The sequence below is a fragment of the Staphylococcus sp. 11511212 genome (assembly GCF_011394755.1).
GTDB lineage: Bacteria > Bacillota > Bacilli > Staphylococcales > Staphylococcaceae > Staphylococcus > Staphylococcus chromogenes.
Map to the genome: position 1 here is coordinate 75,530 of NZ_JAANBQ010000017.1, position 24,956 is coordinate 100,485.

General features: G+C 36.6%; 26 protein-coding genes. 6 read left to right on the forward strand and 20 right to left on the reverse strand.

What is annotated here, in order from left to right:
* Window positions 1-18 precede the first annotated feature (18 nt).
* The 8 genes from G8Y84_RS10470 to G8Y84_RS10505 all read right to left on the reverse strand — a co-directional run bounded on the left by G8Y84_RS10470 (window position 19) and on the right by G8Y84_RS10505 (window position 6,419).
* On the reverse strand, window positions 19-573 hold the full coding sequence (locus tag G8Y84_RS10470) for a biotin transporter BioY (protein ID WP_037574857.1): 555 nt from the start codon (window positions 571-573) through the stop codon (window positions 19-21).
* A gap of 328 nt (window positions 574-901) precedes the next feature.
* Window positions 902-1,816 carry an ABC transporter substrate-binding protein gene (locus tag G8Y84_RS10475; protein WP_037574859.1) on the reverse strand — a complete coding sequence of 305 codons (915 nt, stop codon included), beginning with the start codon at window positions 1,814-1,816 and terminating at the stop codon, window positions 902-904.
* 187 nt (window positions 1,817-2,003) lie between these two features.
* Complete coding sequence (locus G8Y84_RS10480; protein WP_037574862.1) at window positions 2,004-2,399, reverse strand: YbaN family protein; 396 nt, start codon at window positions 2,397-2,399, stop codon at window positions 2,004-2,006.
* Between the two features lie 87 nt (window positions 2,400-2,486).
* The gene (locus G8Y84_RS10485) at window positions 2,487-3,653 is read right to left on the reverse strand and encodes an acyl-CoA dehydrogenase family protein (RefSeq protein ID WP_165806341.1); all 1,167 of its coding nucleotides are present in this window, start codon (window positions 3,651-3,653) and stop codon (window positions 2,487-2,489) included.
* A gap of 264 nt (window positions 3,654-3,917) precedes the next feature.
* Window positions 3,918-4,265 carry a transcriptional regulator, SarA/Rot family gene (locus G8Y84_RS10490; RefSeq protein ID WP_037574867.1) on the reverse strand — a complete coding sequence of 116 codons (348 nt, stop codon included), beginning with the start codon at window positions 4,263-4,265 and terminating at the stop codon, window positions 3,918-3,920.
* A 258-nt stretch (window positions 4,266-4,523) separates the two neighbouring features.
* Window positions 4,524-4,877 (reverse strand): DoxX family protein, encoded by a 354-nt coding sequence (locus tag G8Y84_RS10495; RefSeq protein WP_037574870.1) that lies wholly within the window; start codon window positions 4,875-4,877, stop codon window positions 4,524-4,526.
* An 18-nt stretch (window positions 4,878-4,895) separates the two neighbouring features.
* Window positions 4,896-5,945, reverse strand: coding sequence for an LLM class flavin-dependent oxidoreductase (locus G8Y84_RS10500; protein ID WP_037574872.1), 1,050 nt, complete (start codon window positions 5,943-5,945; stop codon window positions 4,896-4,898).
* 129 nt (window positions 5,946-6,074) lie between these two features.
* Window positions 6,075-6,419: a PH domain-containing protein gene (locus tag G8Y84_RS10505; RefSeq protein WP_103158991.1), complete on the reverse strand. Its 345-nt coding sequence runs from the start codon at window positions 6,417-6,419 to the stop codon at window positions 6,075-6,077.
* A 453-nt stretch (window positions 6,420-6,872) separates the two neighbouring features.
* Here G8Y84_RS10505 and G8Y84_RS10510 point away from each other — a divergent pair, with 453 nt between their 5' ends.
* Window positions 6,873-7,655, forward strand: coding sequence for a CHAP domain-containing protein (locus G8Y84_RS10510; protein ID WP_105965522.1), 783 nt, complete (start codon window positions 6,873-6,875; stop codon window positions 7,653-7,655).
* 142 nt (window positions 7,656-7,797) lie between these two features.
* Here G8Y84_RS10510 and G8Y84_RS10515 read toward each other — a convergent pair whose 3' ends face one another.
* The 3 genes from G8Y84_RS10515 to G8Y84_RS10525 form a co-directional block, all read right to left on the reverse strand.
* On the reverse strand, window positions 7,798-8,271 hold the full coding sequence (locus G8Y84_RS10515; protein WP_105963159.1) for a hypothetical protein: 474 nt from the start codon (window positions 8,269-8,271) through the stop codon (window positions 7,798-7,800).
* Window positions 8,272-8,395: 124 nt separating this feature from the next.
* On the reverse strand, window positions 8,396-9,808 hold the full coding sequence (gene nhaC, locus G8Y84_RS10520; protein ID WP_165806342.1) for a Na+/H+ antiporter NhaC: 1,413 nt from the start codon (window positions 9,806-9,808) through the stop codon (window positions 8,396-8,398).
* 20 nt (window positions 9,809-9,828) lie between these two features.
* A complete protein-coding gene (locus G8Y84_RS10525) occupies window positions 9,829-10,905 on the reverse strand; it encodes an NAD/NADP-dependent octopine/nopaline dehydrogenase family protein (RefSeq protein ID WP_105963160.1) in 1,077 nt (358 codons plus the stop codon).
* 190 nt (window positions 10,906-11,095) lie between these two features.
* Between G8Y84_RS10525 and G8Y84_RS10530 the strand changes: the two genes are divergently transcribed.
* The 3 genes from G8Y84_RS10530 to G8Y84_RS10540 all read left to right on the forward strand — a co-directional run bounded on the left by G8Y84_RS10530 (window position 11,096) and on the right by G8Y84_RS10540 (window position 13,602).
* Complete coding sequence (locus tag G8Y84_RS10530) at window positions 11,096-11,473, forward strand: DUF4870 domain-containing protein (protein ID WP_037574888.1); 378 nt, start codon at window positions 11,096-11,098, stop codon at window positions 11,471-11,473.
* Window positions 11,474-11,870: 397 nt separating this feature from the next.
* Window positions 11,871-12,440 (forward strand): CHAP domain-containing protein, encoded by a 570-nt coding sequence (locus G8Y84_RS10535; RefSeq protein ID WP_037574890.1) that lies wholly within the window; start codon window positions 11,871-11,873, stop codon window positions 12,438-12,440.
* Between the two features lie 205 nt (window positions 12,441-12,645).
* The gene (locus tag G8Y84_RS10540; RefSeq protein WP_165806343.1) at window positions 12,646-13,602 is read left to right on the forward strand and encodes a 2-hydroxyacid dehydrogenase family protein; all 957 of its coding nucleotides are present in this window, start codon (window positions 12,646-12,648) and stop codon (window positions 13,600-13,602) included.
* A 74-nt stretch (window positions 13,603-13,676) separates the two neighbouring features.
* On the opposite strand, the gene G8Y84_RS10545 is transcribed toward G8Y84_RS10540, so the two are convergent.
* The 8 genes from G8Y84_RS10545 to G8Y84_RS10580 all read right to left on the reverse strand — a co-directional run bounded on the left by G8Y84_RS10545 (window position 13,677) and on the right by G8Y84_RS10580 (window position 22,266).
* Window positions 13,677-14,801 carry an FAD-dependent monooxygenase gene (locus tag G8Y84_RS10545; RefSeq protein WP_165806344.1) on the reverse strand — a complete coding sequence of 375 codons (1,125 nt, stop codon included), beginning with the start codon at window positions 14,799-14,801 and terminating at the stop codon, window positions 13,677-13,679.
* Between the two features lie 130 nt (window positions 14,802-14,931).
* A complete protein-coding gene (locus G8Y84_RS10550) occupies window positions 14,932-15,714 on the reverse strand; it encodes an N-acetylglucosaminidase (RefSeq protein WP_103158985.1) in 783 nt (260 codons plus the stop codon).
* Between the two features lie 26 nt (window positions 15,715-15,740).
* Entirely contained in the window at window positions 15,741-15,983 is a 243-nt protein-coding gene (locus tag G8Y84_RS10555) for a hypothetical protein (RefSeq protein WP_037574900.1), read from the reverse strand.
* A 113-nt stretch (window positions 15,984-16,096) separates the two neighbouring features.
* A complete protein-coding gene (locus tag G8Y84_RS10560; RefSeq protein WP_037574902.1) occupies window positions 16,097-16,561 on the reverse strand; it encodes a helical membrane plugin domain-containing protein in 465 nt (154 codons plus the stop codon).
* Window positions 16,561-19,497 (reverse strand): formate dehydrogenase subunit alpha, encoded by a 2,937-nt coding sequence (gene fdhF / locus G8Y84_RS10565; RefSeq protein ID WP_107371845.1) that lies wholly within the window; start codon window positions 19,495-19,497, stop codon window positions 16,561-16,563. Before fdhF ends, G8Y84_RS10560 begins: the two co-directional genes overlap by 1 nt.
* A gap of 172 nt (window positions 19,498-19,669) precedes the next feature.
* Window positions 19,670-20,311: a pyroglutamyl-peptidase I gene (gene pcp, locus G8Y84_RS10570; protein ID WP_165806345.1), complete on the reverse strand. Its 642-nt coding sequence runs from the start codon at window positions 20,309-20,311 to the stop codon at window positions 19,670-19,672.
* 97 nt (window positions 20,312-20,408) lie between these two features.
* The gene (locus G8Y84_RS10575; RefSeq protein ID WP_165806372.1) at window positions 20,409-21,323 is read right to left on the reverse strand and encodes an LCP family glycopolymer transferase; all 915 of its coding nucleotides are present in this window, start codon (window positions 21,321-21,323) and stop codon (window positions 20,409-20,411) included.
* 148 nt (window positions 21,324-21,471) lie between these two features.
* A complete protein-coding gene (locus G8Y84_RS10580; protein WP_037574911.1) occupies window positions 21,472-22,266 on the reverse strand; it encodes an inositol monophosphatase family protein in 795 nt (264 codons plus the stop codon).
* A gap of 464 nt (window positions 22,267-22,730) precedes the next feature.
* Here G8Y84_RS10580 and G8Y84_RS10585 point away from each other — a divergent pair, with 464 nt between their 5' ends.
* On the forward strand, window positions 22,731-23,426 hold the full coding sequence (locus tag G8Y84_RS10585; protein WP_037574913.1) for a helix-turn-helix transcriptional regulator: 696 nt from the start codon (window positions 22,731-22,733) through the stop codon (window positions 23,424-23,426).
* 307 nt (window positions 23,427-23,733) lie between these two features.
* Here G8Y84_RS10585 and G8Y84_RS10590 read toward each other — a convergent pair whose 3' ends face one another.
* Window positions 23,734-24,465, reverse strand: coding sequence for a CPBP family intramembrane glutamic endopeptidase (locus G8Y84_RS10590; RefSeq protein ID WP_165806346.1), 732 nt, complete (start codon window positions 24,463-24,465; stop codon window positions 23,734-23,736).
* 91 nt (window positions 24,466-24,556) lie between these two features.
* On the opposite strand from G8Y84_RS10590, the gene G8Y84_RS10595 reads away from it, so the two are divergent.
* Entirely contained in the window at window positions 24,557-24,889 is a 333-nt protein-coding gene (locus G8Y84_RS10595; protein WP_107360555.1) for a hypothetical protein, read from the forward strand.
* Window positions 24,890-24,956 lie beyond the last annotated feature (67 nt).

The following is a 24,956-nucleotide window of genomic DNA, read 5'->3' on the forward strand; positions in this document are numbered from 1 at the left end:
CCTCCCCTTTAAGATAGATTATACATTTTTAAAAATACGTCCTGTCACCGGATTTTTGATTAAAGCCATCGCGATGATAGATGCGATGATTGCTTTAATAATATCCCCAGGTAAGAATGTGAGTGAGAGCACCAATGCTTTAGAGATTGGCATATGAATCACAAAGCCCATCACAATTGCTCCTACTACATCTAATAATACAACACCAAAAATTAAAATGATAAAAAATACTTTGATGACATTTAAGCCATTAAAATGGCGATCACGCATCCACCCCATTAAATATGTAACGACGGGATACATAATGAGAAACCCAGCACTTGGTCCCATTAATACACCAATGCCCCCACGGCCTCCAGATAAGAGAGGTGCACCACATAAAACAAGTAATAAAAATACGAGTACACTAAGCGTGCCGTATTTACGTCCTAAAATCATTCCTGCTAAAAATATTCCAATATTTTGTAAAACAATAGGTACCGGTATAAATGGCAAAGGTATCGCCGGTACAAACCCCATTACAGCAATAATTGCCGTCATTAAAGCTGTGTAAACAAGTAATCGTGTTTTCACGTCACTTTCCTCCTTATTCATGTAAACATTATATGGGCAATTCTTTAGTTTTGTTCCTCCTAGAAGTCAAGGCATCACCATTGCCGTATTATACACGAATGTAAACATTATTTCTAGTTTGTTTACAATATGACATAAGCCTTAATTTCAGCACTCAAATTTTTATGTAATGCAGTTTTAGTCCAATATTTGAAGTTTACTGTTCATATTATTAGAATTTAGGGTCTCACATATATTAGAAAGCCATCAAAACTTACCCTCTGATAAATTTTGATGGCTATTTTAAATAAAAATTAATAAGGTAGAGATTTTAACTTCTGTAGTAGGACTATTTTAACAATTGTTTTTTCAAATCTTGACGAATTACATCTAATGAATATGGATCATTGTACCAATAAACATTTGAATTTGCTTCAATCACATGTTGTTGTTTAACTGCTGGTAAATTTGACCACATCGCGGTTTTAGAGAACTCAGGTTCTGCTGCATTTGGTACTTTTGCTTTTACAATGTAATCCCCAGCATAAGTCCCGATTTCTTCTTTAGAGATTTCTTTCCATCCTTCTTTTTTCGTTGCTTTTTCTAATTCAGCTGGCATCTTTAAGCCAAATGCTTGATAGAGCACTTCACTACCACGACCCCAGTTTTTTCCATAAGCATAGATTTTCTTATCAAAGTCTTCGAAAATGGACACAGTGGCATTATCTCCGATTTTTTCTTTAATAGCTTCACCATCTTCTTGGGTTTGTTTTTCCCAATCTGCTTTCCAATCTGCAACTTCTTTTTCTTTATTCATTATTTTCCCAAGTAATTCTTGTTGCTCTAAATAATTGTATTGCGCATAATCCATCGCTAAAGTAGGCGCAATTTTTTCGAGTTTCTTCGTATTTTTATCTGTATTATACGTAATAATTAAATCTGGTTTTAATGACGCGACTTTTTCAACATCTTCATTCCCTAATTTATCCACATTTTTGAAATGTTTTTTCAAAACTGGACTTTGGTCTACTTGATTTGAAACACCAACAATATTCGCATCTAAGTATTTTAAGCCCCCAGCATAAGTCGGTGCTAAGACAACAATACGCTCAGGTTTTTCAGGGATTTTAACTTTTTGTTCTCCATCAGCTGTTTTAATTGCCAACGTTTTTTGACTTTCTTTTGATGACTGTTCATCTTTATTTTGACCACATGCCGCTAAAACAAACATTAAAACGACAAATGGAATGATCCATTTTTTCATATGTGATTTCCTCCAATTGAAAATGATTATCATTATTATACATCACTTTCTCCGATTAAGGCAATCAGTATTTCAATAGTTTCACACAATTTTTCAAACACAAAAAGCGGAGGAAATGCCTTCATGAGCACTCTCCCCGCTTTTAACAAATATATTCTTCAATGATGCCTTCTTTTTAACATTTAAGCTAGAAGGTATCATATTTTTTTCTTAAATCATGACTTTTGGGCAATGTACGTACCCAAGTAAACAGTACTATGGTTTGCATAATGACCATCACGACTAAACCGATTCGAATGATTGGCATGTCTATCATCCAAAAAGAAAATCCGACAACGATGTAAAGACTGATTAAAAGTTGAATTTTCTTTCTCATTGTATAACCGCGATACGTTTTAAAATCTTCTACATAAGCTTTATATAAGCTTGTTTGGACGAGCCAATCATGAAATCGTCTCGAACTTTTGGCAAAACAAATCACAGCTACTAATAAAAAAGGAGTGGTGGGTAAAAGAGGTAAAACAGCTCCTAGAAAACCTAGTATTGTGAAGATGACGCCAACTACGACTAAAAAATAGCGCATGATGAGAATCTCCTATTTTGTAATATGTTTCATTATATAGAGGTGTTTTCTATCTTTCAACAGTCTAGATTTAGGTTGATTATGGATCTACTTATTATCATGCGTTGGTACTGCTTTAAGGGCCATTTGTGCAATTTGACTATAGGCCATATCTTCCATCGGTGGATTGTGCAACCCTGCTCTCATATCACGATAATATCGTTGTAACGGACGTGACATTTCTAAACTTTTAGCACCAACGACACGCATGGCAAGATCAACTACGTCCAATCCTTCATTCATCACAATGATTTTACTTGCGCTTGTTTCGTTAGAGATGGACTGCATTGATAAATCTGATTGATAGGCGTGCGCTGTACTCCATAACATATGTCGCGCTGCGAGTAATTTCGTTTCCATTTTGCCTAAATTTTGTTGAACCACTGGCAATTCACCAATCGGGGCTTCAATGCTATTGGGTTGGTGTGTGGTTGCAAATTGAAATGCATAATCTCTTGCGGCTTGTGCAATGCCTAAATAAGCACTAGGAATGTGAAGCAACCATCCATTTTGAAACTTAGGCCCTTGACCTTTAAGTTCAACGAGATGTTCGAGGGGAACTTTGACATCTTTTAAAATAAGGTCATGACTTTCAGTCGCACGCATACCGACCATGTCCCAATTGTCTGCGATGGTTAACCCTTCTGTAGGCGTTTTGATTAAGAAAAATCCTACTGTTTCTTTCTCTGGAATGTAGGCTGCCACTAAAATATGTGTTAAAGCTGGGCTCATAGACGTAAACGTTTTCACCCCATTCAATACATAATATTCTCCCTGACGCTCAGCATATGTGGCAGGGCGGCCTCCTCGCGTTGGGCTCCCAGTTTCAGCTTCACTCACTGCGCGATTAATCAAAGCCCCTTTTTTAACCTCTTCAGCAAGTTGATTCAATAATTTTTCATCCCAATCCTGTTTTTCAAATAATTCACCAATTAACCCCATATGCCATCCAATTGAAAGGGCTGTAGCACCGTCCATAGAACCTAGTAAAGTTTGCAGAATAACCATATCTTCAATTGTTGCACCATACCCTCCATACGCTTTGGGTAGCGTTAACTGAGTATAGCCTTCGTCAATCAGCCATTGAATATTTTGATGCGGAAATGAGGCATTTTGATCATTATCATGTGCGAATGATTCAAAAGTCGCTCTTTGAGACTCTAGTTTATCTATCCATTTCTTTTGAATCTCAGATTGAATTAATACGGATTGCATATCTTTCACTCTCTTTCGCTTTATTTCTTATCATCTCACTCAACATTATAATATAATCCACCATAAGTTCCCATTCAAATGAATATAAATCAAATTTTGAATGACTCATTAAACATTTAAATAAAAAAAGGAGAGCTAAAACATAGAATTTGTTTTAGCTCTCGATGACGCGTTGTCATAAAACATCTTAAGTATTTATCCAGAATGTCACGCATGATTATGCTCTGAGTTATATATCCATTGATTTAATGCAATACATCTTTATCAAAACAGCGTTTCTATTTGTTTGAACAGTTGGTCAATCATTTTGTATTGATCTTTTGTAATTTCAATAATTACGGTACGTTCATCTTGTTCATTACGTTTTTTAGATAAATATCCTTGTTCTTTAAGTTTCTGTAATGCTTTTGTGATGTAGTAGGGTTTAAATTTTGAAACCGTAATGATGTCTTTCACATTGTATGCTGGAAGCCTTTTTTCATAAACATAAACAAGAATGTACATTTCTTCGTATGTCAGTCCATGTTTTTGTTTTATGAGAGTTGATGTTTCTTTGACTGTTCGCGTCATCGCAATGAATTCTTTCATGTTTTTAATTGGATATTTTCTCATTTTTAATCACCCCAAAGTTGTCTATCCAAGATGTATACGTAACGTTCTGTTTTTCTAAAACTATATTTACTTGGAAATTTATTTTATTATATATTGTATTCTAAACCGTTGACGTGTTTTTTTCAATTACTTTCTGGAAATATATTCAAAATATTCTTAAACCACTCACTTTTTGAGGTGATTTTGAATACAAAAACAGGTTAGAACCATTGTCCTAACCTGTTTTGCTTATTTTATCGGAATCTATTACTTTAAAATTTATTTACGGCTTACTAACGTATCTGCTAAGCTTAAACCTGCCATTGAAGCAATATCAATTGCAGCTTTAGCGCCTTCTTTACCATGTCCAGCAGCAAAGTGTTTTTGTATTGCTACACCAAGTACGATAACTGTGATGATTGATGCTGCTTGAGATAAACGTTTATTAAAAATACTTAAACCGAATAATACGGCTGCTGCGCCTTCAGCTGCACCTACAACACGTACGAGCTCAGGTGATAGATTGAATGATTCAAATGCATCTCTCATCCCTTGATCGTTTTTTAATTTAGGTTTAGCTGCTCCAAGTAATTCTTTTGCTAATTTTAAATTTGTTACATATCTTAATAACATTGTTAAATCTCTCCTTAATTATTTATTTTCAAAATATTGATCTACAATTGGTTTTACTTTCTCACCGAATAAACGGATAGAACGAAGTGTACGTTCATGCGGGATTGACCCTATTGGAAGGTGTAACATAAAACGTGTAAGTCCTAATGCTTCAACAGTATCAATAATTTTTTGTGCGACTGTTTCAGGGCTACCTACATACATTGCGCCATTTGGACCAATTTCACGTTGGAAGTGTTCTAACGTAAACGGTGGCCATCCACGTTCTTTCGCAATAATGTTATGATGGGCTTCTGTTGCTGGCATATATTCAGCTTGTGCTTGTTCATCAGTATCTGCCACATAACCCCATGAGTGTGAAGCAACTTGTAAGTCGTCTGCATTAAAGCCATTGGACTCTGCGATTGCTTTATACATCGCAACATTACGCGCAAATCGTTTTGGATTACCTCCTATAATAGCATAAGTAATCGGCAAACCTAACGCACCTGCTTTAAGAGAAGACTCTGGAGTGCCTCCAGTTGCAAGCCAAATTGGAATTTCCTTATCCGCTCTAGGATATACACCTAAACCATCAATTTTAGGTCTCATGCTGCCTTCCCAATGAACAATTTCATTTTTGTTAATATCCATTAAAAGTTGCAATTTTTCATCAAATAATTGTTCGTAGTTATTTAAATCGTACCCAAATAATGGGAAAGATTCTATAAATGAGCCTCGACCCGCCATTATTTCAGCACGTCCATTTGAAATGGCATCAACTGTAGAGAATTGTTGATACACACGTACAGGATCGTCTGAAGAAAGCACTGTCACAGCAGAAGACAATTTTATATTTTTAGTGGTCGCTGCTGCTGCCGCAAGCACTGTAGCAGGGCTTGAGACTGCATAATCTGGGCGATGATGTTCCCCAAGACCATAGACATCCAAGCCTACTTCATCCGCAACTTGAATTTCTTCGACGATGTGACGAATACGTTCAGCATTTGAAAGTGCTGGGGAGGATCCTTCTTCAGTATAGATTTCGTGGTTGTCGGCAAATGAAGTTAAACCTAATTCTATTTTCATGCCATTGTCACCTCAACTTCAGTATAAATATTATACTCAAAGTATACGCCCTAACATTTCGTGCGTCAATGATTTTATTTCGAATTTGAAATATTTTTTCTCAAAAGCCCTTCAAATCAGCTTCTGCATCTAATTTTGTGTTTTAGTTGCATGTGTCATTTGTTGTTGTACATACGCAATAAATGCATCTACATTTTTACTTTTGAGAGATTTCATCGCGACTTTTCCAACTTCAAAACCAAACAAAAGCTTCCCGTCTTCATAGGAAATACTTGAAATATCGTTATAAGGAATATTTCGGTAATAAAATTGACCGTTCATATCTACATTCATAATTAATCGCTCATTTGTTGCGATATAGGCCCCTTCATATTCGCTTTGTCCTTGTACTTCATATTCAATAATGCCTAGAACAGCTGGTCCTACTTTCTCAGTTGGAAATAAATCTTCTGGGTTCACACGGTCAAGTATCATCTTATCCGCTCCTTCTAAAAAGTCTCGCTTCGATTATAACAAGATGAGTGTGAAAATACTCACTTTGTGATTGGTTCATAACGCAGCATGTGGTTCACTTCTTCTTTTACCTATTACCCTTTGAGAAGTAAGAGTAGTTATTCCTTTAAGTATCAGTTATATTACAAAATGGTAACAATTATTTTCTAACAACTCTAAATTTTCCACTTCCTATTAAAAAGTAGTGATAAATCATGCACTTCTTTCCCCATAACATATCTGGCTAAATCATTCAAATTTTCTTAAAAATTACAAAGTGGTAACACCGCACACAAATACGCGCTTTTCTGTTAAAGTATTATTCGTTGTTAAAACAAAGTAAATTTTTAAAATTAATATTAAAGTATGTCACTTTTGCATTTGGCCTATTTTTAAAATAAATATGTATTAAACTTTTTAGGAGGACTTTTTCAAATGAAAAAAATAATTGCTACGACTACAATCGCTACTGCAGGTGTAGCTGCATTCACTTTAGCACACGGACAAGAAGCAGATGCTGCTGAATATAATGGTGGATATAATCCAAACGATCCAACATCTTATAGTTACAGCTATACAATCGACCAAAACAATCAATACCATTTTACATGGCAAGGTAACTGGTCTCCAGCTCAATTTAATGGTGGTAATGGTTATAACTACAATTACACAACTCAAAGCAATTCATACGCTAGCAATCCATCATACGCACGTGCATCTTATGCAAATTATTCAAATGCTAACAATTCAAACGCATCATCTTATTCATATGCTACACCAACACGTAACTACAGTGCGCCTGTACAAACATCAGCACCAAAAGCAATGACATCAAATAACAGTTATACAACTTCAACAACATCTAATGCAACACGCTCTGTATCAAGAGGTACATCTGGTTCTAACTTATACACTGTTGGACAATGTACTTACTACGTATTTGACCGTGTCGGTGGTACAATCGGTTCAACATGGGGCAATGCTAATAACTGGGCAAGCGCTGCAGCTGCTGCAGGTTACTCAGTAAACCATACACCTAAAGCAGGCGCTATCATGCAAACGACAGCTGGCCCATTCGGTCACGTAGCTTATGTAGAATCTGTTAATGCTAATGGATCTATCACGGTATCAGAAATGAACTACGGCCAAGGCCCTGGTGTTGTGACTTCACGTACAATTTCTGCGAGCCAAGCAGCAAGCTATAACTTCATCCACTAATACACATACTTTCCTAGCTATAGGAAACCTTAGTTTTAAGACCAACCTCTCTCAAAAAGGTTGGTCTTTTTTTGGTATTAAAAAACTGCCCACAAAGCAAAGTACTTCGTAGGCAGCAAACGGTTACTGTTTCAGAAACCTTTTATATCCAATAGGCAATAGTGACCCAATATCCAAAGGCAAAGAGATACAATAGTGGAAAATTTTCCATCTGTTTGGCTTTAATTTGCTTCCAGACTACATGAACACCCACTGCGACAAGCACAGTCGTTAAAATTAGTCGCACAACGAGCATCAGTGATATCATGTCTGCATGAGGGTTTGGGATGGTAACTAAAGCGCATATGAGCGTTAGTATGGCGATAATGACCGTATAGACAATTGTATCAATAGACTTATATAAATGTGAATAAACCCATAACACCGTAAAACCGAATATAGTGATGATCATAGCCTCATGGACTTTAAACACAAAAGTAAGGGTTTCAGCTTTATAAAGTACAATCGCTACAAAATACAATATAAAGCTGGCACCCCAGAAAATGATAGAAGGACTTTTTAGTACAAGTAAGTCTTTATTGATAAATTGGTGAATCCCAAACCCTAATAGTGTCATCGCTACAAGAACTATTAAGTAAAATATGGAATCACCTCATTTACATTAATAGTATTACCGTTTTTGGTAATTTTAAACATATAAATTTCACATTTTATTAAAACCAAGCGTATATCATGGACATTTATGTTGTCATCGTTTTATCAGGTGTTGTTCCTTTTTTAATACCTATACCTGTAAAACCGTAAAATAAGGCAATCACGATACATAGGTAACAAGGAATGGCCCAAATGAAAAACTCGCTTACCGGAACGCCGAGTTGTTGCGTATAATAAACACCGGATGTTCCCCAAGGGATTAATGGTAGGACCATTGTGCCTGAATCTTCAAGTGTCCGAGATAAATTGACGCGATCATAACCCATTTTGTTGTACATATCCATTAATAAAACGCCAACCATGATAATCGCCACAGAAGCTACACCTGCAGCTAACACCATCGTTAAAGTCCCGATAACTGTCACCAATATGAGTGATCCACGATGATTCACACGACTTGAAATTGATTCTAAAAGTACATCTAAACAGCCTGCCTTTTCAACGATGCCAGCAAAAGCATAACCACAAAAAATCGTTACGATAATTTGAGTCATACTCATGATGCCGCCTTGTTCAATCAGTGTAAGTGCATTTTTCGATAATCCCTCTGTTTTCACTAACAACATATCAGGTGTAAAACCATTAAATGTAGCTTTAAAGCCATCTTGTAATTTGAATCCATGATTAAGCGTTCCAACAATAATGGCAGATGCGCTCGAAATCAGCATCGCTGGCACTGTTGCCATTTTAAAAGCAAGACAAGCAATAATCACAATCGCAGGAATCCAAATTAAAAAGTTCATATGATACATCGTTTCTATATCGTGAAGCAACTTTTGTATATTTTTAGTGTTCGCATTGTGCGCAAGGCCCATAGAGGCAATATGCCAAATAATCATTCCGATTATTGATGCTGGAATCGTCGTCCAAATCATATGTTTAATATGGCTGAATATATTGACACGCGTGACAAGTGATGCAAGATTTGTCGTATCTGATAATGGGGACATCTTATCTCCAAAAACTGCCCCAGAGATAATCGCGCCCGCTGCCATACCTGCAGGAATGTCCATTTGTAAAGCAATGGCGATTAAAGCGATGCCGGCAGTAGAAGCCGAGCCCCATGCAGTTCCAGTTGCCACAGAACAAACTGCCGAAATAATAAATGCAGAGACTAGGAAAAATTGTGGACTTAAAAACTTTAAACCATAATATATTAAACCTGGTACGGTTCCTGAGTACATCCACGTCCCAACGATAATGCCCACTGCAAGAATAATGAAAATCGCAGGCATCGCTGTCGCCAATCGTTGTGTAATCCCCTCTTCTAAATCTTTCCAACGAAGACCTACACGCCATGCGATAAATGCAGCATATGTTGAAGCAATAATCAGTAAAGGTTGAACAGGAATTTCAAAAAAGATAAATCCTACACATACCACTACCATCATCACGACAATGGTTGATAGCGATTCTAATAAAGTAGGTTTTCGCGTCATGAATACTCCCCCCATCGCTTTTAATAAGATGTTAAGCCAACGTTTTCACGGCCTAAATCCTCAATCGTTAATCCCTCTTTATAAAAATCACGTTCTAAAATTGTTGATGCAATCACAATAATTGCATCGATATTAGGCGTTGGAACCCCAATTTCACGGCCTAAACTTGACCATAACACAAGCCCGTAAGCGATATCTTCTGTGAGATAGCGATTATTCACTTCATGTGGACCACGAATTTGAGAGAAAACAGGACTTTCATTAAATAACGTTTTTAGCGATTTATCCTCGTCCTCTCTTTCTAAGTAGCCACGTTCAATACGCCCTTCCTTAGCTGTTTCAAGTTCAAAGCCTAATTTTCTTCCAAGCGTTAAGCGTTCTAATTCAACTGCGTGTAATAGCCTCACCGTATGCTTTGTAATGCCTTCTTTATACAAAGCGAAATCTCCACTATAATCAATACGCCCTACATTTAATAAAGTTGGTCCGGGATGCACTTCAGGGTTTCCATTTTCTAGATTTGTTCGCCATAAGCTCTCTTCTTTTACAATATAAGGATAAAGCGTTTCAATTTTTTTAAATGTGGCACTTAAGTCTTCCGTATTGAATGTTGAAAAATAAACTTTACGCACATTTAAAGATAAATTGACAATAGCTTCATCAAAATCAACGCGTGTGCCATATGTCAGTGTATTCGCTTCAGCTAACACAGGACGAATGTCACTTTTCACTTCATTTAAAACTTTAATAAAACGGGCAGAACCCATAGCCGCTGCCATATTAAAGAAAATAATTTGATCATCGTGAATATAAGGTGCCATCAATTCTGCATAATATTCAATAAAAGATGACGGAATGATTAACATAATGACTTCAGCATCCTCTAAAACGTAAGCCATATCGTCGCTAATGTCTGTAAAAGGCACAAAAGAACTTTCACCCTCTTCAATAAATTGAAAGCCCCCTTTTGCTTTGGCTTGATCAAATTTATGAATGCTTTGATTTCTACAATATAAACGTACATCATGACCTTTATCTTTCATTTGAACAGCAGCTGTGACTGCCCCATTTCCTGAACCTACGATAGCAATTTTCATGATTTCTTCCCCACTCCTCATCAAATAAATATGTCTCATAAGCATGTTAACAGACCGAGCGTTAAAAGAAAATAGTTATTATAAAAGCTCATTTTATACTATTTTGAAACATAAATATTTGTAAAATCACTCAGTAAATATGTTAAAATTAATGTAAAATATTGTACATTAAATTGGAGGAATTCTTAACATGAATCATAATGATGCGCACTTTTATCATCAAGAAAATACACCTCATATAAACGTTCCAACTGATGATGAACGTTTAATGGCCGTCCTTATTTATGTCACATCATTTTTCACAAGTATTATAGGACCTTTACTTATATGGTTGATAAAACGAGACACTTCTCGATTTGTAGATATTAGCGGCAAAAATTATTTTAACTTTATTATCTCTTATTCGATTTGGTCTATCGTCGCCTCTCTACTCATGTTTGTACTCATTGGTTTTGTTATTTTACCGATTGTTTTACTGCTTTCATTTATTTTTCACATCGTCGCCATTATTAAAGCTTATAATGGTGAAGATTATTTACCCCCACTTTCAATTCGTTTTTTTAAATAATATTGTTACAAAAAATGTTACAACAGTGACATAATTCCTTTTGTTAGAACACTAAAGATAGGAGCGCTCCCGCATGCTCCTATCTTTTTTGGCTTCAAAAATAACGCATCACTACTGACTTTCCCCTCTTACTTCGACATTTAAAATTGGATGTCTTTGACTTTTATTTCTCAAAAACACTCTAAAAGTTATCATTACAAAATAAATCAACTAATTTTACATTTGATTACAAAATCGTAACATTCCACACAAAGGTTGGTTTTTTTGTTAAAGTTTGTCTTGTCGTTAAAACAGCGATTCAAAAAATCCCCCTTGAGTGGCATACTCATGGGAATACTTTAAGCAAATAAGGAATCTATTCATAAAATACTAATTAATCTTTAGGAGGACTTTTATTATGTTAAAGCAAATCGCTACAGTAACAACATTAACAGCAGGAGTAGGTGCAGCAGCAATTGGATTAGATCATCACGATGCTGATGCCGCTGAAGGTAGCTATAATTATTCTTGGAGTTACAACTACAATACAAATGGTGGTTCAACAAACTACGATTATTCTTCAAATAACTCTTCATCATATACAAATGGTACAAACACAACAACTACATCTACATCTACACATTCAACAGGTTCTGTTTCAGCAGGTAACTTATACACAGCGGGTCAATGTACTTGGTACGTGTATGACAAAGTCGGTGGATCAATCGGTTCAACATGGGGCAATGCTAACAACTGGGCAAGTGCAGCAGCTGCAGCAGGTTACACAGTGAACAATACACCAGAAGCTGGTTCAATTTTACAATCATCTGAAGGACCTATGGGCCACGTGGCTTATGTAGAATCTGTAAATGAAGACGGTTCAGTTACAGTTTCAGAAATGAACTACAATGGTGGACCATTCAGTGTAAGTGAACGTACAATTTCAGCAAGTGAAGCTGGTTCATACAATTACATTCACGTAAAATAATAGAACCTCATGACAAGATGCGCTGTATTTTTGAATTGATTTAAGTGCATTGGGTGTGTGCATCTATGTCACTCGTTCTAAAATAAACTTTATAAAAAGTGGGCTTGAATTTGATTTCAAGTCCACTTTTTTATGATTTAAGTACGCTTGTCTTGTCACTGAGAAAACGTTTACTTTATACTTGAAGAGAAAGGTGGGAATGACGATGAAAAAGATTTTCGTTGCTGGACCTATTCCAGAAGTAGGTCTCAACTTATTAAAAGAACACTTTGAAGTTGAAATGTATGAAGGAAAAGGCATTATCAGTCAAGATGAATTAAAAAAAGGTGTCAAAGATGCTTTTGGACTCGTGAGCTTGTTGTCGACAAACGTTGATAAAGAAGTGATTGATAGTGGTGAACAACTTGCCTTTATTGCGAACTACGGTGCAGGCTTTAACAATGTAGATATTGATTATGCAAAATCTAAAGGTATCGAGGTTTCTAATACACCAAAAGCCTCTACAAATGCTACAGCAGAACTCACGATGGGTATTTTACTCGCAGTGGCGCGTCGCATTCCAGAAGGAGATCAACTCATGCGTCATGAAGGATTCGACGGTTGGGCGCCTCTCTTCTTTAGAGGTCGTGAAGTGTCAGGTAAAACCATTGGTATCATCGGTTTAGGTGAAATTGGAAGTGCAGTGGCACGCCGCGCTAAAGGTTTCGATATGAATATTTTATATACTGGACCTCATCGTAAAGAAGACAAAGAACAAGCGCTTGATGCTTCTTATGTTGATTTAGAAACGTTACTTAAAGAATCAGATTTCATTACGATTAATGCGGCTTACAATGCTTCAATGGAACATATGATTGATGCCGAACAACTTAAACTTATGAAATCAACAGCTTATTTAGTCAATGCTTCTCGTGGACCTATTGTACATGAAAAAGCATTGCTTGAAGCACTTCAAAATAAAACCATTGAAGGTGCTGCCCTAGACGTCTATGAATTTGAGCCTGAAATTACTGAAGGCTTAAAATCTCTCGATAATGTAGTTATTACTCCACATATTGGTAATGCTACTTTTGAGGCGCGTGATATGATGGCTAAAATCGTCGCAAATAATTTAATTAAAAAAGCGCAAGGCGAAACACCGGACTACATTGTGAACGCTTAAAGCCATGAACCAAAAGGCCAGAACCCCCTGTATAAGGAAGTTCTGGCCTTTATTCATGATGATGAATCATGCGATTATAAGCGCTTTGATTTATTCAAAAATTTTGTTTGATTTGCGATGAGTTGATTTGGTAGCACAGACATGAAACGATTTCTTAAAGCTGTGCTTAATTTCCCCTCCTTTTGTGCTATTTTACCGATTTTTCTTGAGCGCTTAATAACTTTTGCAGTATGTTTCACTCTTAATTGATTATATTTTTTTAAGGCTTCTACCATGTCGTACTTTTCAAACAAGCCACTTAATAGGATGGCATCTTCCATAGCTTGACCTGCCACTTGTCCCATATTAGGCGTAGTGGCATGCGCTGCATCACCTAACAAGAGGACACGATTTTTATAAGTGAAAGTTTTCAATGGCTTTAAATCATAAATATCATGATGCAAGACTTCTGTCTCAGGTTGTTTATCCAAAACTGATCGAACATCTTCCGGAAAATGGTTAAAATATGCTTGTAAATACGGTTTATTATAATGTAAATACTTCGCATCTTTCTCTTTGGCATTCATAGTTGCAAACCAATACGCTTGACCATTTAATAAAGGGACGATACCGAAGCGTCCTTTGCATCCCCAGTATTCCGTCGCAACTTGTCCGAGATGCGTCATATCTTCAACCACACCACGAAAACAAGTATAACCTTGATAATTAACCTTACTATCAGGAAAAATGGCTTGTCGAATATTTGAATGTAAGCCGTCTGCACCAATCACAAGATCAAAATGTGATGTCGCACCTGAGACAAAGTCAAGGGCCACTCCAGTTTCTGACACATGAATGCCAATCACTTCCTCATTTAAACGTATGTTTTCTGTTTTTACATAAGTAGCAATAATATCAATGAGTGATTGACGTACCATTGTTAAGTTTGTCGTCTCCTTCGCAAAAGGGACCTCAGTTAATAATCGTCCTTGATCATCACTAATTTGCATCGATTCTAGGATATGTCCTGCATTTTTCAATCCTTTTGCTAAGTCATGGTCCCCTAATTTTTTGATGACGTTATCGCCAATGCCTATCCCTGCACCGATGTCCTCAATTCTGGCTTTTTTCTCAAATACTTGAATCTCATGACCTTGTTCTTGTAAGAGTGCAGCTACAGTGAGACCACCAATGCCTGCCCCCACGATTCCTATTTTCATTCTCTTTCACCTCATTCAACATTAAAAGAAGGACAAAAAGATTGCTTTTGCCCTCTTCCTTATCAACCTTTCACGCTTCATCTGTTAATTAGCCCAATTTTTCTACGCTAAACTCGAACGAACTTCTCATTTAGGTATTGCGGTAAAAATCACGACGTACTTGTTCTTTTTTGATTCCAAATTTGTCATAATATGTTTGCATATGGTCTGCAATTTTAGCGGCCCAGTCAATATCGCTCGCATATTGGTTGGTACCAGGCGCTTGAGGGTTCCATTTCATCTGGTACAGCGTGATTTGACCATTTTTAAAATAGTTTTCTCTTACAAATTGTGCCCCGCCTTTTATCGCACGCTCAGGCGATGTCCATTTTGCCCGCACCGCATAGCTTTTTCCAGTATCCACTGCGTTGCTGTCAAACGCCCCAATCCCAAAAAAGTTGTAATAGCGATCTTTGCCATGTTTAATCCCACGCGCTAACTCAGAACGCCCTTCACCTGTTTCAACAAGTGCGTGACTCATCAAATAAATCACATTGACATCATATTGCTTTTGCGCTTCTAAAAAAGCCTTTCCTTGATTTTCAAGGACCCCTTTACCTTTAAGCATTTGATTCACTTCTTCTTCCGACAATTGAACGGGTTCTGATAAATCCATATATTGTAAATCGGAATCACTTAGTTTAACGCGCATGGCTTCCTTAACATCCTCATTCGAAGCTTCAACAAATTGATTGTGACTTGCTTTAGTATGAAGCACTTGTCCGTTCACTTGACGTTGATAAGCTTCATCAAAGGTCACATTTTTATCATTTTTTAAAAAGGTCGTCTCATTAATGAATAGTAAAATAAAAAAGACAGCTAAAATCACAATCACTAATACCCGAGAAGGATGCTTTTTTATATATGCTTTCATCTGTTACTCCCCAAATTGATTAAAATTTACGTCATTGCGAGTAAAACGGCAATCACGATGATTAACACGATGGCATACGAAGCATTCACAATGATACGTATCCATTTTTTACCATTGAACATCATATTAAATACAACCAGACTTAATCCTAATGAAAGTAAAAAGAAAATGATAGCCACAATGGTATGTATAAAAAATAATGAAATCAATCCTAAAACGATCAATACATTAGAGAGTATCGCAAGCAGTTTGATTTTTTTAATATCCATAGATTTCCTCCTTTGTAACACATTATATTTTATCATGAAACCTATGACTATGCTTGATGATCAAGCATAAAAAAAGTGGATGAGGTATAAAACGACCTCATCCACTTTTTCATCTATCTTGACATACCTTTTAAAATATTTAGGAAGTATGTCAAACTTTGATTCATGTCATCATCTTTTAGGATGCCCATTAATCCAGTAATTGATGTGCGTTGATTTGCGCTTGCTTGATGCGCTACACGTAATCCTTTATTCAATTTATTCATTAGAATTTTTAAATCATCTGGATTTAAATCACCGAGTAAGAAAGCCATTTGACCGATATTATGGATGGCCCCAGCATACTGGTCTTTGTTTAACTCAGTGACGATTTTTTCTGTAATCACGCCACGTTGCTTGACTGCTCCAGTTAAAGCGTCGAGTATTTTAGCTTCATCTAAAGCTTCAACTAGTTTAATTGCTTTTAAAATACTGTCACTGTTGGCGGCAATGGCATCTGTCACTTTCGTCACTTGTTCTGCTTTGATTTCTGCTTCTGATTTTTCAATACGCTTAATTTTAGAAATTCTCTCAGCCATTATTTCATCACCTGATCCCCTGGGAAGACGTAATCTGGTCTTGCCCATTTTTTCTCAACTGCCACACTATATTGCGGATTGCGCTGTTGGTTACGGAAATTTGTCGGATTGAGTGGTGATTTACCACGCTTACTTAAGACTTCCATACGGCAACAAGTGGATTTATATGCCGGTGTATGTGTTTCTGGGTCAGTCACACTGCTCGTCAAGTAGTTGATGGCCGCAGCATTGTTATCATTAAGTGGTAAATAGATTTGTTTACCTTTTACTCGGTCTGTAATATGAACATGACCTGTAGCTTCACCTGTTTCGGACGTTAATTTAACCGCTGCCCCTTCGTGGATACCACGCTCTTTAGCAAGTTCTGGTGAAATTTCAATAAATGTTGATGGCATTTTGTATTTAAGTCCTGGAACTTTATACGTCATATTACCTTCATGGAAGTGTTCAAGTACACGTCCATTGTTCACATGTAAATCATATTCTTCATTTGTTTTATAGAAGTTATCAAATTCGAGTGGGAAGAATTTTGCTTTACCATTATCGAAGTTAAAGCCTTCTGTAAACAACAATGGAGAATCTGTACCATCCGCTTCAACAGGCCATTGTAAACTATTGTAACCTTCTAATCGATGATATTTTACACCTGCAAACATTGGTGCTAAGTCAGAAGCTTCATCCATAATTTCAGATGGATGTTGATAGTTCCAATCAAAGCCAAGTTCTTGTGCAATAAGTTGTGTAATTTGCCAGTCTGGTTTAGAATCACCTAATGGCTCTAACGCTTGATATAAGCGTTGGAAACGACGTTCAGTATTTGTAAATGTACCCTCTTTTTCAAGTGATGGACTCGCTGGTAAAATCACATCTGCATATTCAGCAGTAAATGTTAAGAACTCATCTTGAATGACTAAAAAGTCTACTTTTTCAAGAGCAGCTTGAACGTAGTTGATATTTGAATCAACAATACCCGTATCTTCCCCTAGAATAAAGAGACTGTGTACATCACCTGCATGAATATGATCCATCATTTGATGGTTGTCATAGCCAGGTTCGCTTGGAATTTTTACGCCCCATGCTTTTTCATAACGTGCGCGTGCTACATCATCTGTAACCCCTTCATAACCTGGGAATTTATCCGGCATACTACCGAAGTCAGAACATCCTTGTACGTTGTTGTGACCACGTAATGGATATGAACCTGCGCCTGGTTTCATGTAGTTACCTGTTGCAAGTAACATATTTGAAATCGCCGTACTTGTATCAGAACCTGTTTCTTGTTGCGTTACACCCATTGCCCAACAAACAACTACTGAATTCACGCTAACAATTTCTTTAGCTAAGTGAATTAAGCGTTCTTTAGGAATGCCTGTTGTTTCTTCAGCAAACTCCATTGTATAAGGTTCAAGGGATTTGTAATATTCATCTGCATGATCCACCCATTTTTCAATGAATGCTTTGTCATGCCAATCATTGTCGATAATGTATTTTGTCACGGCAGACAACCAGACTAAATCTGTCCCTGGATGAGGTTGATAGAATTCGTCCGCACGTTGCGCCATTTCATGTTTACGAATATCAAAAACATGTAATTTTTGACCAAATAGCTTGTGAGATCGTTTAATACGTGAAGCAATGACAGGGTGCGCTTCAGCTGTATTCGTACCAATCGTAATAACCATTTCAGCATTACCGATATCCTCAATAGAACCAGAGTCTCCACCATGACCCACCGTGCGGAATAAACCTTTAGTCGCCGGTGCTTGACAATAGCGTGAACAGTTATCGATATTGTTTGTTCCAAAGACTTGACGTGCCATTTTTTGCATTAAATAAGACTCTTCATTTGTAGCTTTTGAAGATGAAATAAATGAAAGTGCTTTTGAACCGTATTTTTCTTTAATATCGTTCATGCGCTTAGCGACATATGGAATCGCTTCTTCCCATTCAACCTCTTCAAATTGATCGCCACGGCGAATCAATGGTTTCGTTAAACGCTCTTCAGAGTTCACGTAGTCCCAACCAAATTTCCCTTTAACACAAGTTGAAATTTTATTGGCTGGTGAATCATGAGACGGTTGTACTTTTAGAATTTCACGGTCTTTTGTCCAAACTTCAAAGCTACAGCCGACACCACAATATGTACATACTGTTTTTGTTTTCTTAATGCGTTCTTCACGCATCGCAGCTTCTGAATCAGACACAGCAAATAATGGGCCGTAGCCTGTTTCTGCTTTTTTCGTTAAATCAATCATAGAGGCTAATGAGCCTGGTTCAATATCAGTCATGTAGCCTGCATTGCCAACCATATTATTTTCCATCATGGCGTTACATGGACATACCGTTGCACATTGACCGCATCCTACACATGAGGATTCATTAATTGAAACATCATTGTCCCAAATAACACGTGGTTGTTCACGTTCCCAGTCAATCGTTAACGTTTCGTTTACTTGTACGTCTTGACACACTTCTACGCAACGTCCGCACAATATACATTGGTTTGGATCATAGCGATAGAATGGCCCAAAATCAACCTCATAGGGTTTTGGTTTATACTCATATGTTTGGTGTTCTAGGCCCCATTCGTCCATTGTATTGTGAATTTCACAGTTGCCGTTATTATAGTCACAAACTGTACAGTACAGTTGGTGTTTTTCTAAAATGCGATCTAAAGCTTCTTTTTGACTTGTTTGTACATCTTGACCTTGTGTGTTGACTACCATTGAACGATCAATTGTCGTCCCACAAGCGCGTGCGATTTGCCCGTCGATTTCGACTGCACATGTATCACATGTCTGTATAGGACCTAATGATTCGTTATAACAAATGGAAGGTACGAATGTATTTTGCTCTTTAATGAACTCAAGTAAATTTTTACCTGGTTCTACAAGATAATCTTTACCATCTAAAGTTACGATAAGATGTTCTTGCATAGTATCCCCCCTATAAATCAAATATATGCCTAAGATGCCCCCACATACTTAGCTATTACTATTTTATACTGTTTAACTGTAAATGTTAACCTTTTACCAATATTTTACCTATTGTTCATTTTACAAAAATGAAAGCGGTAACTTTCTATACCCATAAATTCATTTTCTATGCTTATGAAAGTGTGCCTAAAACACCATCACTATCTTCAGAAAATTGAATAGCCGTTTGAATCGCCAACATAAGCCCTCTCGTCATCGTTGAAACGGGCATAGCAGGCACTTTTTCTCGTCCTTGAACTTGTTCAGTAGCATAAGGGAGGTGAATAAATCCCGTTCGCATATTCGGATAACTCGTTTTAGCGAGGTGGGCTAACTGATACATCACATGATTACAAACAAATGTTCCAGCAGTGTTGGATAATTCACTAGGTGTTCCCGCTTCTCGGAGGTGTTGCACCATGCGCTTTACAGGCAAATCAGAAAAATACGCTGCTGGCCCTTTGGGTTGGATAGGCTGGTTGATGGGTTGTTCTCCAGTATTATCGGGAATCACGGCATCATCAATGTTAATTGCAATACGTTCAGGAGTGATTGCAGACCGACCACCTGCTTGTCCTACAGCGATGACAACATCGTATGTTTTTTTAGCCAATTGTGATTTAATCACCACAACACTGTCTTTAAAACTGGTGGGAATGACAAGAACGTCTATAGGATGATGCTCAATATGTTCAGGTAAATCTGCCGTTGCTAATTGTGCAGGATTAACGCTTTCCCCATTAAAAGCTTCAAATGCAGTTATTAAAATATTCATGTTTCTTCCTCCTTTTTAAAATTTTCAAGTCCAACTTATTGAAAATAACCGTTTAATATAGAAAAAAATCCGCCCACAAAAGGGCGAATTTTAAATGTTATAATCCTAAATTATCACGATAACGTTGTACAATTTGTTGTTTGCTGTTTTCATCAGGTACAAAGTAATAAAGACCGTCTTCACCCGTTGTATCTGAACCTTGAAGTTGGTGTCTATTTACAGTTTCATTACCCTCTTTATAGTTACTTCTGAACGTGTTTAATTCTCCTAAAGTCATATCCGTCTTAACGTTATCACTCAACTGATTCATTAAACCATTAAAATTAGTAATAGAAGAGACGCTTGTTAATTTGTTCGCTAAACCTTGGAGCACAAGTTGTTGACGCTCTTGACGACCAAAATCGCCTCCAGCTCCAGATTCTTTACGACTTCTAATAAATGCCATCGCTTGGTCTCCATTAAGATGCGCTTTTTGGCCTTGAGTAAAGGTTTGTCCCTGAGCGGTAAATGTTGCGTTGCTAACAACATCAATGCCACCTACTGTATCAATCGTATCTTTAAGTCCATCCATATCTACCGTCGCGTAATGGTCGATAGGCACATTCATTAATTTTTCGAGTGATTTAACAGCCATATCTGGTCCACCATAGGCATAGGCATGATTGATTTTTTCAGTTGTTCCACGTCCTACAATTTCTGCACGTGTATCACGTGGAATACTAATAATTTCTGACGTTTTTTTATCTGGGTTAATCGATAACAACATTATAGTGTCACTTCGTTGCCCGTCATGTTGTTGCTGGCGTTGTGCATTCGAATCTATCCCAAAAAGTGCAATAGAAATCGGTTCCCCTTTGTCCATGTTGACCTGACTAGAACGTAAAGCTGAATGTTCTCGGTTTAAAGGATTATGAATGGCACCTCCTGTAGAAAAGATTTTAAACGCTAAATAGGCGATAGCAAGTAGCACTAAAATGAGTAAAATACCAATTATCCACAATAACACTCTCATTACAGGATTTTTACGTTTCTTGGATCTTTGATAGTCCAAAATGTGTTCACTCCATTCTATTGATTACTCAATATATGTTTATTTTTATAACAATAATTTGATAATATCGCAATTGAATTCATTTCGAATCCGTCTTAAGACGCAACGCCTATTTTTCATAGCCCCCATCGGCCAACAAAATGGACAATATTTCATCGTGGCATCCCGGATTACTAATAATAAAGGGACCTCCAGTGACAAAATCGATCTCTTCTTTATCAAAGTTTGTCATTTTGAGCCCTAATTCTTCAGCAAATAAAAACTGTGCCGCAATATCCCAAGGTTTCGCATTTGTATGAATGTGTGCCCCAAATTGCCCTGTAAACACACGCGCTGAATCTAAACCACATGCGCCAATCAATCGATAAGCAAATGAGGCATCGAGTAAGGCATGCATCGTTGAATCATTTAATACTTTATTATTAAAGGAAACAACCACATCTGAAAGCGCCATTGAAGCCACCGGTTCGATACGTTTATCATTAACGAAAGCGCCTCCTCCACGTTTGGCATGATACAATTTTTGACGTGGAAAATCATATATGTAAGATAACGTAGGGCGCCCATCAACAAATAAAGCGAGAATCACACAATAATCATCTTGTTGCTTGACTAAATTTGCAGTGCCATCAATAGGATCCATTACCCACGTATAGCCTTTTCTTAAATTGTCCGTTGCTTGGTGCGCTTCTTCACCATACAATGTGTGGTCTGGATATAAATCAGCGAGAAAACGCTCAAAATTTGATTCCAACGTTTTATCCACATTTGTTACAAGGTCAAACCGATTCTTTTTAGTATCAGTAGAGATTTCTTTTATCAAAGATGGAATTAACAAATTAAGTCCACGTAACCATGTTTTTATTTCATTGTCTATTGCATTAATATCATTTTGAGAAACCATAACTATCCCTCCTCTAACGGATTGTTTTCATTATACATCGTAATATTCATATATACCAATATTGACCGATGACCCCCAGAATAATGTCCTTGATATTAATTAAATAAAAAAACCGATTGGATAAACCAACCGGCATAGAAAGGAAAGTAAGTAATAAATATTGAAGATGTTTAACTAGCCATAAGTACAACTTATCACGTCAAACTTTAACTATCTGCTGATAGCTTACCCCTCGTTTGATGATGCTGTACCATCCCCTAGTAGCTAATTCATACTATATCACAAATCCTGCAAAAATGTAAGCGTTTTCTTTTATTTTTTTGATTTTCTTTTTTTATTTACATAGACCCCACAGTTTCTACGTCATTTGAACGTCAATATACATTGAAATTCTTATTAATAAGCATCTCCATTTTAATATGGTAAAATATATTAAGAAAGACTAAGAGATGGAGGTGGAGGAGTTGAACAAAGAAGTCCGTCAAAATAAATTAATTCAATTAATTCAAACCCATAGGCAAATGTCTGCTGTTGATCTCGCGCGTCACCTTCATGTCTCTAAACGAACAATACTTAGAGACATTCAAGAACTTGAAGAGAAAGGCGTTCAAATATTAGCACATTCAGGGAAATATGGGGGCTATGAAATTCAATCTCAACCTCAAAATATTAAAATAGAACTTAATGATGCAGAAGTGCTTGCGTTATATTTAATATTACAAGAACGTCGGCACCAAAGCGCGCTCCCTTTTCAATCTGAAGTCACGCAATTGATTCAAAAATTATTACGCCAACCCAATACATCATTACGACGGAATATGAAACAACTCGATCAATATATTCATTTTGAAGGCGAGGCCACACCTCCATTACCCGCACTTTTTAAAAATATTTTGATTTATAGTCATGAACGCAAAGTCATGGGGCTATCCTTTTTGCCGTCTACGCGCCGTAAATCCAAATTTGCGAATGTCGTTTTTATCGGTTTAGTGTGTCGAACGACTGAATGGAAAGCCGTTATTTACCATATTGGTGGTGACTATACCGAACTCATAGACATCGCCACAATTGACGATATAGATTATTCGTTCCATAAATCCATTCAGACTAATGACATTACAATGAACAATTATGAAGACTATTTACCTGACCATGATTAATACAAAAATATCTGCTCATAAGTTTTGTCCTTGAGTTTCCTATATTAAATGAGCCATCAATAATTCTAAGAAGAGAGCTATTGATGGCTTTTTTACGACGTGTGCGCGCTATAGTTTGAAGACATTTTTTCATCTATTCATAGCCTTTTTTGTTTAGCCTCCGTTTCTAATCAAAAAAATGCCGAGAGGAGAGGATAAAAAATCGGTCAGATTTCTAGGTCCAATCTCTCGACATGCAGCACATTATATTTGAATGATTTACTTATCTCATTCCATAATGTAAAAAAATAACATTCCTTTTTACCATTTATGGAATCATACTAATACAAAATGAGACAAAATTATTTAGCATATGAAACGCAATCGCAACACCTAAATTTCTTCCACTTTTCATGTATAAAAAGACGAGTGGGATGGCAATGATAAGGTAATCAAAAATTTCTGTCCAATTGGTAAAATCAACTAAATGAATCGCCGAAAATAATAATACAGAAATCACACTCATCACTACAAAATTCAACTTTTTACCAAGTTCGCCTATTAAAATATGTCTAAAGAAAATTTCTTCAACGATTGGCCCAGCAATGACAATCAATAAGAAATTAAAAGGTAATAGTTGTGGAATGGATAAGAGTTGTTCTATAATTTGCTCGTTTTGTGTTGTATCACTCGTAAATATCGTCGGGAAAAACTCTTTAACCATACTAAATAAATACATCACGCCAACCATGACCAAATAGATTGCAATAATCCATAACCACATCCGTTTAACCCCTTGACACCATTGTTTCATCCAGCTTTTGAATAAATCTAAATTAATGAGAAAAAATGCAAAAATTACTGCCACATAAGCGAGCAATTGTGTTAACAATCCAATCGCTTCGTAATTAATTAATGACGTATGCGGTTGTAATAAAATCTCTTCAAATATGGCCGCATTGATCATCACAATAATCATAAAAACGATAAATGACACAATAAGAATCGGTAAAAGCCATAAATTACGCCATCTAATGTCTCTCCAACGGTATCCTTTCATAATGACCTCCATTTTTTATATTGGTGTATACCTATTCAACCTTCATTTTTATATGGTATAGTATAATATCATAACAGAAAGGAATACATCTATGAATATACAAAATCCTCCAAAATACTCCGAAGCCTCACACCATTTAACAGAAATTCACAAATTGGCACTATCTTTTCACTTGCTCTATCAACAAAAACCCGATGATGCCAATCAAATCTTAGAGGAACTTAAAGAAACCATCGCCTCGATTTACAACACATTGCCTCCTCCAGAAATTCCTGACCGTTCACTTTCTTATGACTATGCCACATATTTTTCTTGTATTCAACAACTTCACGAAACACCTTTAATAAAAATCGATATTGGTGACCAAACACTTGTCACACAAGCTTTTATTAATATCATCGTGCAAGCAGAACGTCGTTTATAACCTCTTATAAATGTAAGCGCTTTTTCAAAGTTTACTATATAATAGAACTAGTCCTATTTTTTAGATT